At 64.1% G+C, this 13,819-nt stretch carries 12 protein-coding genes and 1 tRNA gene; 7 read left to right on the top strand and 6 right to left on the bottom strand.

What is annotated here, in order from left to right:
* Positions 1-21 precede the first annotated feature (21 nt).
* Positions 22-1,266 (top strand): glutamine-hydrolyzing carbamoyl-phosphate synthase small subunit, encoded by a 1,245-nt coding sequence (gene carA / locus K32_RS15765; RefSeq protein WP_201400430.1) that lies wholly within the window; start codon positions 22-24, stop codon positions 1,264-1,266.
* Between the two features lie 762 nt (positions 1,267-2,028).
* A complete protein-coding gene (locus tag K32_RS15760; RefSeq protein ID WP_201400429.1) occupies positions 2,029-3,003 on the top strand; it encodes a diacylglycerol kinase family protein in 975 nt (324 codons plus the stop codon).
* 182 nt (positions 3,004-3,185) lie between these two features.
* Here K32_RS15760 and K32_RS15755 read toward each other — a convergent pair whose 3' ends face one another.
* The gene (locus tag K32_RS15755) at positions 3,186-3,914 is read right to left on the bottom strand and encodes an SIMPL domain-containing protein (RefSeq protein ID WP_201400428.1); all 729 of its coding nucleotides are present in this window, start codon (positions 3,912-3,914) and stop codon (positions 3,186-3,188) included.
* A gap of 286 nt (positions 3,915-4,200) precedes the next feature.
* Between K32_RS15755 and K32_RS15750 the strand changes: the two genes are divergently transcribed.
* Positions 4,201-5,208, top strand: coding sequence for an aldo/keto reductase (locus K32_RS15750; RefSeq protein ID WP_201404523.1), 1,008 nt, complete (start codon positions 4,201-4,203; stop codon positions 5,206-5,208).
* A 163-nt stretch (positions 5,209-5,371) separates the two neighbouring features.
* Positions 5,372-6,130, top strand: a complete 759-nt coding sequence (locus K32_RS15745; protein ID WP_201400427.1) for a Stf0 family sulfotransferase — start codon at positions 5,372-5,374, stop codon at positions 6,128-6,130.
* A 221-nt stretch (positions 6,131-6,351) separates the two neighbouring features.
* On the opposite strand, the gene K32_RS15740 is transcribed toward K32_RS15745, so the two are convergent.
* The 4 genes from K32_RS15740 to K32_RS15725 all read right to left on the bottom strand — a co-directional run bounded on the left by K32_RS15740 (position 6,352) and on the right by K32_RS15725 (position 9,332).
* Positions 6,352-6,969 carry a manganese efflux pump gene (locus K32_RS15740; RefSeq protein ID WP_201400426.1) on the bottom strand — a complete coding sequence of 206 codons (618 nt, stop codon included), beginning with the start codon at positions 6,967-6,969 and terminating at the stop codon, positions 6,352-6,354.
* Between the two features lie 559 nt (positions 6,970-7,528).
* Positions 7,529-7,702 carry a helix-turn-helix transcriptional regulator gene (locus K32_RS25085; protein WP_201400425.1) on the bottom strand — a complete coding sequence of 58 codons (174 nt, stop codon included), beginning with the start codon at positions 7,700-7,702 and terminating at the stop codon, positions 7,529-7,531.
* A gap of 68 nt (positions 7,703-7,770) precedes the next feature.
* On the bottom strand, positions 7,771-8,097 hold the full coding sequence (locus K32_RS15730; RefSeq protein WP_201400424.1) for a hypothetical protein: 327 nt from the start codon (positions 8,095-8,097) through the stop codon (positions 7,771-7,773).
* 1,159 nt (positions 8,098-9,256) lie between these two features.
* A tRNA-Ile gene (locus tag K32_RS15725) sits at positions 9,257-9,332 on the bottom strand.
* A gap of 548 nt (positions 9,333-9,880) precedes the next feature.
* On the opposite strand from K32_RS15725, the gene K32_RS15720 reads away from it, so the two are divergent.
* The 3 genes from K32_RS15720 to K32_RS15710 all read left to right on the top strand — a co-directional run bounded on the left by K32_RS15720 (position 9,881) and on the right by K32_RS15710 (position 11,782).
* The gene (locus K32_RS15720) at positions 9,881-10,642 is read left to right on the top strand and encodes an outer membrane protein (protein ID WP_244669541.1); all 762 of its coding nucleotides are present in this window, start codon (positions 9,881-9,883) and stop codon (positions 10,640-10,642) included.
* A gap of 247 nt (positions 10,643-10,889) precedes the next feature.
* Complete coding sequence (locus K32_RS15715; RefSeq protein WP_201400423.1) at positions 10,890-11,363, top strand: ferritin-like domain-containing protein; 474 nt, start codon at positions 10,890-10,892, stop codon at positions 11,361-11,363.
* A gap of 152 nt (positions 11,364-11,515) precedes the next feature.
* A complete protein-coding gene (locus K32_RS15710) occupies positions 11,516-11,782 on the top strand; it encodes a hypothetical protein (RefSeq protein WP_201400422.1) in 267 nt (88 codons plus the stop codon).
* Between the two features lie 229 nt (positions 11,783-12,011).
* Here K32_RS15710 and K32_RS15705 read toward each other — a convergent pair whose 3' ends face one another.
* Positions 12,012-13,748, bottom strand: a complete 1,737-nt coding sequence (locus K32_RS15705; protein ID WP_201400421.1) for an ABC transporter substrate-binding protein — start codon at positions 13,746-13,748, stop codon at positions 12,012-12,014.
* Positions 13,749-13,819 lie beyond the last annotated feature (71 nt).

Raw genomic sequence — 13,819 nt, 5'->3', positions numbered from 1 at the left:
ATCGAGACCAGCGGATAGATCATGGCCGACAACTTGCTGACCGACGCGATCACGGACAACGACGTCTGGGCGGAACCGAAGCCGACGGCGCTTCTGATCCTCGCCGACGGCACCGTGATCGAAGGCCGAGGCATCGGCGCGGTCGGCCACGCGGCCGGCGAGGTCTGCTTCAACACCGCGATGACGGGCTACCAGGAAATCCTGACCGACCCGTCCTATGCCGGGCAGATCGTCACCTTCACCTTCCCGCATATCGGCAATGTCGGCACCAATGACGAGGACATCGAGACCGTCAACATGGCCTCGGCATCCGGCGTGCGCGGCTGCGTCATCAAGACCGACATCACCGATCCGTCCAACTACCGCGCCCTGAAGAACTTCGACGCCTGGCTGAAGTCGCGCGGCATCGTCGGCATCGCCGGCGTCGACACCCGCGCGCTCACCGCGCTGATCCGCGAGAAGGGCATGCCGAATGCCGTGATCGCCCATGCGCCGGACGGCGTCTTCGCGCAGGCGGACCTCGCCAAGGAAGCGGCCGCCTGGCCCGGCCTCGTCGGCATGGACCTCGCCAAGGACGTGACCACCGGCCAGACCTTCCGCTGGGACGAGACGACCTGGGTCTGGAACAAGGGCTATGGCCGCGAGGAAAACCCGGTCCATAAGGTTGTCGCCGTCGATTACGGCATCAAGCGCAACATCCTGCGCCTGCTGGCGGACGCCGGCTGCGATGTGACCATCCTGCCGGCGACGGCGACCGGCGAGGAGATCCTTGCCCACAAGCCGGACGGCGTCTTCCTGTCGAACGGCCCCGGCGATCCGGCGGCGACCGGCGAATACGCCGTGCCGGCGATCAAGGAAGTCATCGCCGCCGACGTGCCGCTGTTCGGCATCTGCCTCGGCCACCAGATGCTCGGCATCGCGCTGGGCGGTGAGACCCGGAAGATGCATCAGGGCCACCACGGCGCCAATCATCCGGTGCAGGACCGCACCACCGGCAAGGTCGAGATCACCTCGATGAACCACGGCTTCGCCGTCGACGCCGCCTCGCTGCCCGATACCGTCGAGGAGACGCATGTCTCGCTGTTCGACGGCTCGAACTGCGGCCTGCGCGTCAAGGACAAGCCGATCTTCTCGGTGCAGTACCACCCGGAAGCATCCCCGGGCCCGCAGGACAGCCACTATCTGTTCACGCGCTTCGTCAACCTGATGCGCACCCGCAAGGGCGAGGCCCCGCTCCCCGAGCACCCCGCCCCCGTCGAGGGCTGAGTCTTTTTTCGATCGGCCGCTTCCCTGCCTTGCGCGGGGAGGCGGCCTTTCTTCGCCTCTCCGATAGGTCTGCGGTCTGCTTCGTCCGTCCGGGCGAGCGAAGCTGCCTTTTTACCTCTCCCTGAGGGAGAGGTCGGCTCGTAGAGCCGGGTGAGGGTTTAGGGAACCATCCGGTGAGGCCGTAAACCCTCACCCGCCGGCCTTCGGCCGTCGACCTCTCCCTCAGGGAGAGGTGAAGGGCTGGAGCGTCCCTTTCGTCTAATCAGCCGGCCGCCAGCTTCATCTCCCCGTGTCCCAGAGCTCGCCGTCATTCCTGCGAAAGCAGGAATCCATTTCAGCCGGGTTCGGCGTGATGTGGCCCCGCCGCTCAAGCTGGATTTCCTAAAACTCGACCATCATCCTGAGGTGCCCGGCGAAGCCGGGCCTCGAAGGAGGGTCCAGGAAACGCCACCTGACGTGGATTGGATTTCGCCGGACTTCATCTGCAAAGCGGATTGCCCCGCTGGAACCTCCTTCGAGGCTTCGCTGACGCGAAGCACCTCAGGATGATGGTGGAGCCGGTCGATCGGCCGGGAGCGCTCAGAGGTTTGGACAGCCGGCCTGGCGCCTGACGTAGGGCCTGATTTCGGCCAGGCACTCCGGGAGAGGTGAGGGGCATGCGCCCTTTGGCGCTTGAGCGTTCGCGCCCGCCATGGATCGATCCGCTCCCCGCTTGCGTTGCCCGCAGGCGGCAGCCACCTTGGGGAGCAGCCCGGAGGGATCGTGGCCGATACAATCGTCATCCTGAACGAACATGCCGGGACGATCCAGGATCGCGATCCCGCCGAAATCCGCGCCATCGTCGAAGGCGCTTTTAGCGAGCGCGGCCGTTCCGCCGAGGTGATCCTGGCGGAGGGGAACGCGTTCCTGCAGGCGATCGACGAGGCGGCGCGGTCCGGGCCGCCGACGGTCGTCGTCGGTGGCGGCGACGGCTCGGTCGGCCATGCCATCCGCAAGCTCGTCGCCGCGAACGGCGCCGGCGCGGAACGGACGCTCGGCGTATTGCCGCTCGGCACGATGAACCTGTTCGCCAAGACGCTCGGCATGCCGGCCGATCTCGAGGGTTCGCTCGCGGCGCTGGCCGCCGCCGCGCCGCGCCGGATCGATCTCGCCAGCGTCAATGGCCGCGTGTTCCATACGCTGGCGGGGCTCGGCTATTTCGCGGAAGTGGCGCGCGGGCGGGCGCAGTTTCGCGGCGCAGGCCTGCCGTTCGGCCGTTTCATCGCCGTGGCGCGCTCGTCGCTGCGTGCCTTCAGTCGCGCCGGCGTGCTGCAGCTGACGCTGGAGACCGCAGGGGAAAGTCGCGAGATCGAGGTCTATGCGCTGCTGGCGAGCAACAACCGCCTGTCGCTCACCGGCTTCGATCGGCCGCAGCTCGACGAAGGGCTGATCGAGATCCATTTCGCCGCCGGCGCCGAGCTTGCGAGCCGCATGCAGGCGGGGCTCGATCTGCTGGCCGGGCGCTGGCGCGACAATCCGGAGATCGAATCGCTCGCCGTCCGGCGCGCCGTGATCACCAGCCATAGGCCGCGCCTCTGGCTTTCGGTCGATGGCGAACTGACGCGGATGGCGACGCCGCTGGTGCTCGAAAGCCTGCCGGCGGCGCTTTCCGTGCTGGCGCCGGGTGAAGAACGTGCGCCGGCCGTTGCCCCAGGCTCGCCGTCATCCCGGCCTCCGGGCCGGGATCCATTCAGCTGAGGCGTCGGGAGGTTCGGTCGGTCGAGGGTGCAGCTGCATGGATCCCCGCCTTCGCGGGGATGACGGCGAAGGCGTGCAGCGGGGAAGTGACTGCGGCCTCGCTGAATGCGTCTCTCTGGAATGTCGGCAAGCAGGAGCCCCTTCGCCTCTCCCTGGTCAGGGAGAGGCGGGAGGCCGTCCGCTTACTTCTTCAGCGGCTCGATGATGTAGACGATCGTCGCGTTGGCGGAGATCTGCTGCTCGCCGCCCATGACCGGGGTCGACACGTCGGCCTTCATCGCCATCTGGGCGCGGAAGATCGGCACGCCGCCGCCTTCGCTCGTCTGCACCGACTGGATCGGGCCGAGCGCAACGCCGGCGGCCTCTGCCATCAGCACGGCCTTGCGGCGGGCCTCGGCGATCGCCGCCTTCATCGCCTCGTCGCGCAGCGCGCCAGCCTTGTCGATGTCGAAATCGATGCCGGTGACGCGGTTGGCGCCGGCCGAGACGACCTTGTCGAGCAGCGGGCCGGACTTGGCGAGGTCGCGGATCTTGACCGTCACCTGGTTCTGCACGCGGTAGCCGGTGACCTGCTGGCGGCCTTCCGGATCCTTGGACGGGTCGGAATAGACCGGATTGACTGAGAGGCCGCTGGTGGCGATGTCCTTGGTGGCGATGCCGGCATCGGTGATGGCGGAGATCACGGCGGTCATGTCGGTGGCGTTGGCGGCCAGCGCGTCCTTGGCGGTCGGCGCCTCCGAGACGACGCCGAGCGTCACCACGGCGATGTCGGGAACGGCGGTCGCGATGCCGTCGCCGAAGACGGTCAGCGTCGGCGGCTGCGGCGCCTGCTGCGCCATGGCGGGAGCGGCGACGACGGCAAGGAGCGTCGAGGCGAGGATGGTGGTCCGGATGAAGTTGGCGCGGATCATGGGCGTCTCCCGTTCGGCTTTCGCGTGTTGCGTGTGAACCGAGGGTTGGATAGGGGCCCATTGCGACGGGACTACGGCAGCGCGGTTCGACGCCCTTACGATCCCGCCGCGCCTTCGCGACGGCTGTGGAAACGGATCGCGCGCTCCGCTGCCCGTCCTCCCGTCCCGCCATCTTCTGGAGCATTTGTTTCCGTCCTGTGATATCGGCAGGAACCTTCACCAAGCTGCCGCGCCGGCGCTGACCGGGCGGCTCGCCGCCATGGATATTCAGAGGTTGATTATGAGCATCGCCAAACGCCCGCTCGGCCGCACCGGCCTCGACGTCACCGAGATCAGCTTCGGCGGCGCCAGCATCGGCAATCTCTATCGCGCGGTCAGCAACGAGGTGGCGCATGAGACGCTGCAGGCGGCCTGGGATGCGGGCATCCGCTTCTTCGATACCGCGCCGCGCTACGGCCACGGCCTGAGCGAGCGCCGGCTCGGCGATTTCCTGCGCGACAAGCCGCGCGACAGCTATGTCATCTCGACCAAGGTCGGCCGCATCCTGACGCCGCTGCGCGGCCGCGTCATGGGCGATTACGGCTTCGTCGACGTCCTGCCCTTCGAGCAGGAATACGACTATTCCTATGACGGCATCATGCGCTCGCACGAGGCGAGCCTGCATCGCCTCGGCCTCGACCGCATCGACGTGCTCTACATGCACGACATCGGCGTCGACACGCATGGCGTCGAGAAGAACGCCGAATACTTCCCCGTCGCCATGTCGGGCGGCCTGAAGGCGATGCAGGAACTGCGCTCGGCCGGCGACGTCAAGGCGATCGGCCTCGGCGTCAACGAGGTCGAGGTCTGCCTGCAGGCGCTGGAACATGCCGATCTCGACGCCTTCCTGCTGGCCGGCCGCTTCACGCTGCTGGAGCAGGAAGGCGCGCTGCCGCTGCTCAAGACCTGCCTCGAGCGCGGCGCCAGCATCGTCGTCGGCGGCGTGTTCAATTCCGGCATCCTGGCGACCGGCCCGGTCCCCGGCGCGCACTACAACTACGCCGAGGCGCCGCCGGCGATCGTCGATCGCGTCCGTCGTCTCGAGGCCGTCTGCGCCCGCCATGGCGTGCCGCTCGCGGCCGCGGCGCAGCGCTTCCCGCTGAGCCACCCGGCCGTCGCCTCCGTCCTTCTCGGCGTCGCCAGCACGCGCAACCTCGAGCGCAACCTCGCGGCGCAGGATGTTGTCATCCCGGCGGCGCTCTGGACCGACCTGGTCGCCGAGGGCCTGCTCGCAGCCAGCCTCATCCCGGCCTGAGCCGCGCCAGCCCCTGACGCTGCCTTCGCTTCCGCCCGCTCCCGCCTTCCGGCAGGGGCGGGCGTTTTCGTTTGGGGCAAATCGGCGAGCCATATTTTCCGGCGATTGCCCATGAAACGGACTTGTCGTTTAATTTGCTGGCTATGGGACGAGGGGGGCTTCGTTGAAACTCAGGTTTTGGCGCCGACGCGCGCATTCCCGACCTGCGCTCAGGCTTCATCCGCCGCCGGACTGGATCGCCCCCCGCGCGACGATCGCCATCGTCGGCGCGCAGCGCTCGGGAACGAGCCTCCTCTGTTCGCTGATGGCGGCGACCGGCCAACTCGGCCGTCCCGGCGAGTTCTTCAATTCCGGCGCGAAGATGTTCATCAACCGCCACGGCGCCGATACCACGCTGCATCGGCTGAACGTTGCGCGAGCGCATATGAGCCCCAACGGCGTGTTCTCGCTAAAGCTCTTTCCCGGTCATCTCGATAGCGCGGCGCGCGACGTGTACCTCTGGGAGTTCTTTCCCAATCCGGTCTTCGTGCGGGTGTTTCGCGACGATCTGCTCGGACAGGCGATCTCGCTCGCCCGGGCGTGGCAGACCGAGAAATGGAACTCGCGCATCACCGGGCCTTCGGTCGAGCCGAGCTATTCGCGCCTGGAGATCGACCGGGCTCTGGCCGACATCACCAACGAGAATGCCCGCTGGGACCGCTATTTCGCGCGCAACCGGATCGTGCCGATGAAGGTGCGCTACGAGGATCTGCAGCGGGAGCCCGCGTCCATCCTTCGCGATATCGCAAAGCTCGTCGGCGTCACGCTCGCCAAGCCTCCCGGCATCGAGGACAGCGATCTTCAGATCCAGCGTGACCACAGGACGGAGCAGTGGCGCAGCACCTTCCTCGCTGAGGCCGGCTCCCTTGAGCGGATCTATTGAGCGCTCGCGGATTTGCCTCTTCCGAAGGGCGCGCCATGGAGGGGGCCCGCCGACGGTCAGGGCTGGCCGCCGGCAGGCTGCAAGTCTCCGTCGGCAAGGGGCCGATGAGATTGCGCCACGATGGTTGCATTGACGCCGTTCTGCGTCAATAGGTTGCGGCTTGCCTATGGCTACAACCGATCCGCCTCCATTCTGGGGCGGCTCGGGAGCCCGGATGCCGCCTACCAGAACTGGGCCACGGCCAGGCAGACCAGGATCAGGCCGCTCAGCAGGGTTCCGAACCGCGCGAGATCGAAGCGCCCGATGCTGATCTTGGTCGCGCGAAGGCCGAGCGCCACGCCGAGCGAGATCGTCAGGAGGCTGCCGACCGAGGCGGAGAGGGCGATCGCCAGCAAGGGCATCTGGAGGAGGCCGGCGCCGACCGCGTTGGCAAGCGCATTGGCCGAGAGGGCGATGCCCAGGATGAGCGCCTCGACGGGACCGATCTTGCCGCCGTCGACGGCGATGGCGCGGGAAAGCCAGTCCGAAAGGCGGCGAAGGCCGGTCGCGGGTTTTGTCGTCGGGGCCGGCGTCTTGCGCGGCAGGACCAGCAGCAGGATGCGCACGCCGATCACGAATAGCAGGACGGAACCGACGATGTCGGGCGTGCTGCCGGGCAGCACATCGCCGATCCATTTGCCGAACAGGATGCCGGCCAGGCTCAAGACGAAGCAGACCCCTGCGATGATCAGGTTGGAGCCGAGATGGATCCGGATGCCGCGCACGCCGTAGGAAAGGCCGACGGCGAAATTATCGATGCTCGACGCGGCCGCCAAGGCGATGATGAAGAACCAGTCCATGTGACCTCGGCATCGTCGAAGCGGGGAGGCGCGGCGACAATTTCTCGTTGTGTATCAAACCCCTATATCGGGGACCGGGGATAGGACAATACCAAGCTTGAGGCTTTTCCTAGGCGAACGCGGGAGCTCCGGACGCATTGGGTTGGCGATCAGTTGAAGCGGCCGCTGCGGGCCCATCGCTTTACCTAGGGAGGCAAGCATGGCCGATGGATGGAACTGGTTCCCGATCATCGCTGGAGGGCCAGATCTAGAGCGCCATGAAGTTCGAGCGCAAGCGCCGAAATCGGCTCCGGCCGGATGCCTATCCTGCAAGCCGACTGCGGGAGGTTCCGCCTGAGCGTTTTGCTCGGCAGGACCAACCGGCGAAACGCTACTCGGGCGCCGAGCATATGAGGCTGGCCGGAGCGTACGCCTGGATCAATGACGCGGAGGGTATCGCCTACGACAGGGTCGTCACCAAAGATGACCGTCCCAGTAGCCAACCTTGAGCGTCGGACGCTGGAGAAGCGGGGAGGGGGCGACGTTCGTGCGATATCCATGGCTCCCTTTCAGGGCCCGCTTAGTCACCTTCCTCTGAGGCTATATCGATATCGCAGAGGTGCGACGGCGTTATCCCAAGAGCCTGGGAGACTCTCCATATCCGCGAGATGCTGAGCGCATTCGTGCCGTTCTCGTACTTTTGAAGTTGCTGGTACGTAACGCCGAGAAGGTCGGCGAAATCCTCTTGCGTCATACCCGAATGCGTCCGGAGTTGCCGAAGCCGATGGCCGACGATCGCGTTGACAGGATCTGGGGTCGTCCTCATGGGTAAGTCGCCGCAACCGGGATCGGTTCGGCCTCCCCGTAGTAGGCGGCCTCGATGTCGCCGGCTTCACAATTGGACCACAGGTCGTCAGCAAGCCGAAACGCCCGTTCGGGTTCGATCTCGAAACCCTGCTGGGTTGAAAGGCCCGGATTGACCAGTAGTATGCACATGTTGTCCGTGGCCCGGTGAAAGATCTTAAAGCTGTCGAGGGGGTAGAGAATTGCCTCCTTCTCGCTTGACGTGAGCCAATCGGCGAAGCTCTTGGCTCGTTGAGCTTGCTTGCGTCTTGCTATGCGGCGACGCTTCCTCGTGTGGTGGGTCATTCTATTGCCCTCGCGGACTAGTATTCGGCTTATCTGGAAGTTGTTTTTGAGCTTCTTCTCTGGCTGATTCCAGTGCGGCTACGATTTTGTGGCATTCATCATGCCGGGCCAGCCGTAGCATTAAGTCGATCGCGTCTAGGATCACTCTTAGATTTGCTTCGGTGTTTTGCATTTTTCGAGATCTCGCGCGCATATTTTGCGACTACTTTCAGAGATCGCGATAGATTATTGAAGCCATCTCTTTTGGCCATATGGCTAAGCTCAATGGCGAGGTCATGGATGTAGGACGCATTCTTATGCATGGAGTTACTCCAAGAGACTGGTTGCTTTTCCCTGAGGAAGGCTGCCAGAGTGTTTCAAATTTTGAAGTAAATTTATCGTGATGAGGTATTTTACTAGCTTGACGTCTAGAAATTGACGCAAAAATCTGATCATCAGGTTGTCGAGTAATTGTGTGGGTAATTGCAGATTGTGGCTTGACTATCTGCTCGTGGACATTCCGCAACTGGGGTGATCGGTTCGCGGTAGCCATGCATTCGGGATAGCCAATTGGCTGAGGCCGATTCTCGGCCGCTACCACCTTCGTTGGCTGTTGCCGCCAATTGCCCGTGTTTGGGTTGCCGTCTAGTTGGCGCTGATCGCGGTCCCTATCCTGATCTGGTGGCGCGTGGCTGTCTGGATCCCTGCCCATGCCAGCTGGAGTGCTGCGGCGGGCGTCCTCGTTGGTCCCATTCCTCTTCAAAAGGCGAGACGACGAACGGCCGGTTTGCCTCCCTGACCACGGAGCCAATGAGGTCGTGGCGCGCCGATCCGTCCGAGGGTGAGGTCGGCAATCCCAACGAGGCCGGAAGAGATCGATGTCTGATTGAGGGCGCCGGCGAATGAGGGGCTGGCATCGCAGCGGCCGCTGCCGGGCGACGTCAATCCTATCACCCACGCTTCGGTGTGAGCCACGATGTCGGCTCCGAGCTTTAAGGCGAAAGCCGGCTCAACGCGTGATCACGCGGTGCGACTGGCGGACGTGCACGAAAGCCGGCCGTGGAGCCCCCATCGGCTGGGCCGGGCCTTTTTGTTTGCGCGAGTGGGGAGTTGTCCGCATCCTCTAGGTTCAAATGACCAGAGAGAATACTGCAAAATCCCGCTAACCCATTGAAAAGATTGGTGGGCCCACCAGGACTCGAACCTGGAACCAGACCGTTATGAGCGGTCGGCTCTAACCATTGAGCTATAGGCCCCCGACGGCATTCGCCGCCTCCGCGTCCCTTCCTATAGGCATTCGGAGCGCGTGGGCAAGGGGCTTGGCCGGATCGGCCCGGAATTGGTGGGGAGTGTGCCACCACCGGTTGCCAGGGCGCGCCGCGCCGGTTCCGACGCCCTTGTCGGACGGGATGTTTCCTGCCGGGCGGGGAGACGGCAAGCCGAGCGCGGAACATGGGAAGCCATAGAAACGACTCAGCAAATCTCGCCGCCGAACGCCGTCGACAGGCCTTTTTCGGGCCGCCTAGCTAATTGGTTGTCCTGTGGCATTCGTGCCACGGATTATTTCGGATGTCGACGCCAATGGTCATCCATTAGAATATTTCTATATTTTAAGTACTTATCTAAAAATCGATAAGGTTACCCTGCTTATATTGATCGTTGACATTGCTGACATGGCGTAAGTCGAGATGCTCTGTTGCGGGCATGCAACATTTCGTACGCATTCCTTCAGGTAACGTCGCGTTTATCAGGGCAGGCCGACGGTGATCCTTCGGCTGGGATAAATGCAGGCAAGGGGCTTAGAATGAAGTTCGCAATCCGCAGTGCATGCTTGGCATCGGTTTTCGCTCTCGGCGTCGTCGGCGCCCAGGCGGCTGATCTCACCTACGAGGCGCCGGTCGTCGCGGCGCCCGCGGCGTTCAACTGGACCGGCTTCTATGTCGGCGTGCATGGCGGCGTCGCCGCCGGCGATTTCAAGTATCCGGGCGACATCACTGCCACCAGCGGTAACCAGGTCTTCTCCCTTCTGAATGGTGAACTCGAGCAGGACGCCAGCGGCGGCTTCGGCGGCGCCCAGATCGGCTATAACTGGCAGTTCAACCCGAACTGGGTTGTTGGTGTCGAGGCGGATATCGCTGCGGCGTCCTATGAGGGCAAGATCAGCGGCAACTTCAATACTATTGGCAACTTTGGCGGCAACTTCGATGCCGGTTCCGAGGTCGAGTGGTTCGGTACCGTGCGCGGCCGCCTCGGCTATGCCTGGGATAACCTCCTGCTCTACGGCACGGGCGGTTTCGCCTATGGCAGCGTGAAGTCTTCGATCTCGGCCAATATCAACGGCGTCTCGGTCGTCGATGAATCGGCCTCCAACACCCAGACGGGCTGGACGGTCGGCGCCGGCTTCGAATACGGCATCACCAAGAACATCACGCTGAAGACCGAATACCTCTATGTCGATCTCGGCAGCGAAACGATCATCGATGAAAACCTCAATGGCGTTCACGCCGGTCTCGATGTCGAGACGAAGTTCCACACCCTCAAGGCCGGTCTGAACTACAAGTTCTAACCCCGTCTCATACGGAACCAGTCAGGGCGGCTTTCGGGCCGCCCTTTCTTTTTGTGCCGATTTCAAGGGGATCGTCGCAACGCCTTCGAACGGGCAGGTGCGGGCCCTGGCCTCGCTTTGCTGCCTGCGGGCCAGCCTCGCCGCCGACGATGCCCGCCACGAAGCCGAAAGGCTGCCTCCGGGACGGCCCGGAACGATTTCCCCGTCCGGTCCGTTGCTTCTCCGCATGCCCATGGAGGAGCAAAAAATGAAGACACTGGCCGAGATTTTCGAGCATACGCTCAAGGACGTCTATTACGCCGAGAACGCCATCGTGAAGGCGCTTCCGAAGGTCGCGAAGGCAGCGGGCGACAGCAAGCTGAAGAAGGCGGCGGAAGATCACCTCGCCGAGACCAAGGGGCAGATCGAGACGCTGAAGAAGGTCTTCGCGGAGATCGGCGTGAAGCCATCGGGCGAGAAATGCGACGCGATCGAGGGCTTGCTCAAGGAGACGGACGGGCTGATCGAAGAGACCGAGGGCACGGCGCGCGACGCCGGGCTGCTCGCCGCCTGCCAGGCCGTCGAGCATTACGAGATCGCCCGCTATGGTTCGCTGCGGGAATGGGCGAAGACGCTCGGCCACGACGAAGCGCACAAATGGCTCGGCGAGATCCTGGATCAGGAAAAGGCGACGAACAGCAAGCTGACCAATCTGGCGGTGCTGGAGATCAACCAAGTCTGATCCGGCGGCGGGTTGCGTCGGCCCGGTCCGGTCCCCTCTCCGGCGGACCGGGTCCTTCTTGTGGGGAATTGCCGGAGCGCGCCGCGCGACGCCGCCAATTGTCTTCCCCGTCCCGAGGCGCCATTTCTAGCGGTAGGAGAGAGGAGAGCGTCATGAGCAACGAAATGGTCAAGCGCGTCGCAATGGCGATCTACGACGCCGAATCTGGCGATCCTACGCGCCCGAAGCCCGATTACGTGCTGGGCTGGAAGGCCTTCGTGCCGCACGCCCTCGCCGCCATCGCCGCGATGCGCCTGCCGGACGAGGAAATGATTTTTCGCGGCGGTCTCGTCAAGGACCTGCCTTGGGACGGGAAGAGATCCGGCCGCGTCTTCACCGCCATGATCGACGCCGCGCTGGAGAATGCCGATCTGCGCTGATCGAGGTTTTCGCAGCTGCGGCGAGAGACGGGTTCGGATTTCCGGCCAGGAGAGGATAGCGCCGCCGGACGGCGCGCGGATGCGCGCGTCGCGGGGTGAGTTATCGGCTTGGAAGCGGCCGTTCAGCGGGTCCGGTCGCGAATGTGGGGCCTGGAGCTTTTGCGGGCATGACGAAGCCGGGCCGCTGGCGCGGTCCGGCTCCTGGTCGTCGGTCGAGACCCGGCGAGGTCTAGTTCGCCTTCGTGTCGGCCCAGCTCTTCACCAGCTCGTCATAGTTGACGGTGATCGGCTTCTCTTTTTCGTTCTCGATCTTCAGCTGCGGCGCGAGATTGCCCTTCTTGACCGCGTCGGCGTTCCAGTAGGCGAGGTCGTGCTCTTCGGCGAGCTTCGGCCCGATATCGCCCTGGATGCCGGCCCGTTCGAGGCGCTGCAGCACCTTCTCCTGCTCGGCGCAGAGCGAATCCATCGCTTCCTGCGGCGTCTTGGCGCCAGCCGAGGCGTCACCGACCGCCTGCCACCAGAGCTGCGCCAGCTTCGGATAGTCCGGGATGTTGGTGCCGGTCGGCGACCACTGCACGCGGGCCGGCGAACGGTAGAATTCGATCAGGCCGCCGAGCTTCGGCGCGCGTTCGGTGAAGCTCGGATGGCGGATCGTGCTTTCGCGGATCAGCGTCAGGCCGACATGGCTCTTCTTGACGTCGACCGTCTTGGAGGTGACGAACTGGGCGTAGAGCCAGGCCGCCTTGGCGCGGTCTTCCGGCGTCGACTTCAGGATCGTCCAGGAGCCGACGTCCTGATAGCCGAGCTTCATGCCGTCCTTCCAGTAGACACCATGGGGCGAGGGCGCGAAGCGCCATTTCGGCGTGCCGTCCTCGTTCACGACCGGCAAGCCCGGCTTCACGAAGTCGGCGGTAAAGGCCGTATAGGTGAAGATCTGCTGGGCGACCTCGCCCTGCGAAGGTACCGGACCGGATTCGGAGAAGGTCATGCCCTGCGCGGCGGCCGGCGCGTAAGCCTTCAGCCACTCAAGGTATTTCTCGATCGAATAGACCGAGGCCGGGCCGTTGGTGTCGCCGCCGCGGGCGACGCAGGAACCGACCGGGCGCGACTTCTCGTCGACCTTGATGCCCCATTCGTCGACCGGCAGGCCGTTCGGAATGCCCTTGTCGCCATTGCCGGCCATGGAGAGCCAGGCGTCGGTGAAGCGCCAGCCGAGCGACGGGTCCTTCTTGCCGTAGTCCATGTGGCCATAGACCTTCTTCCCGTCGATCTCGCGGCCGGTGAAGAATTCTGCGATGTCCTCATAGGCCGACCAGTTGACGGGAACGCCGAGCTCGTAGCCGTACTTGGCCTTGAAGTCCTCCTTGTTCTTCGGATCGTTGAACCAGTCGTACCGGAACCAGTAGAGGTTGGCGAACTGCTGGTCCGGCAGCTGGTAGAGCTTGCCGTCCGGCGCGGTGGTGAACGACGTGCCGATGAAATCGGCGATGTCGAGGTTCGGGTTGGTGACGTCCTTGCCCTCGTTCGCCATCCAGTCGGTCAGGCTGCGCGCCTGCTGGTAGCGCCAGTGCGTGCCGATCAGGTCACTGTCGTTGACATAGGCGTCGTAGATGTTCTCGCCCGACTGCATCTGCGTCTGCAGCTTCTCGATGACGTCGCCTTCGCCGATCAGGTCGTGCGTGATCTTGATGCCGGTGATGTCGGAGAACGCCTTGGCGAGCGTCTTCGATTCATATTCATGCGTGGTGAGCGTCTCCGAGACGACCTTGATGTCCATGCCGGCGAACGGCTTGGCGGCGTCGATGAACCACTGCATCTCGGCTTCCTGCTCGGCGCGCGACAGCGTCGACAGGTCGCCGATCTCGGCGTCGAGGAACTTCTTCGCGGCGTCCATGTCCGCGAAGGCAGGCGAGCCACATATCATGACGACCAGCGTCGCCGTGGATGCTAAGAGACTGCGTCGCATGTGGAATCCTCCCAAGGGTTTTTCTAGCGACTTGGCGCGGCCATTTCTGAGATGGCCGCGCCATCCTTCCT

The sequence above is a fragment of the Kaistia sp. 32K genome (assembly GCF_016629525.1).
Taxonomy (GTDB): Bacteria; Pseudomonadota; Alphaproteobacteria; order Rhizobiales; family Kaistiaceae; genus Kaistia.
The sequence above is the reverse complement of the archived record's forward strand: the minus strand, read 5'-3'. Positions and strand labels throughout refer to the sequence as shown.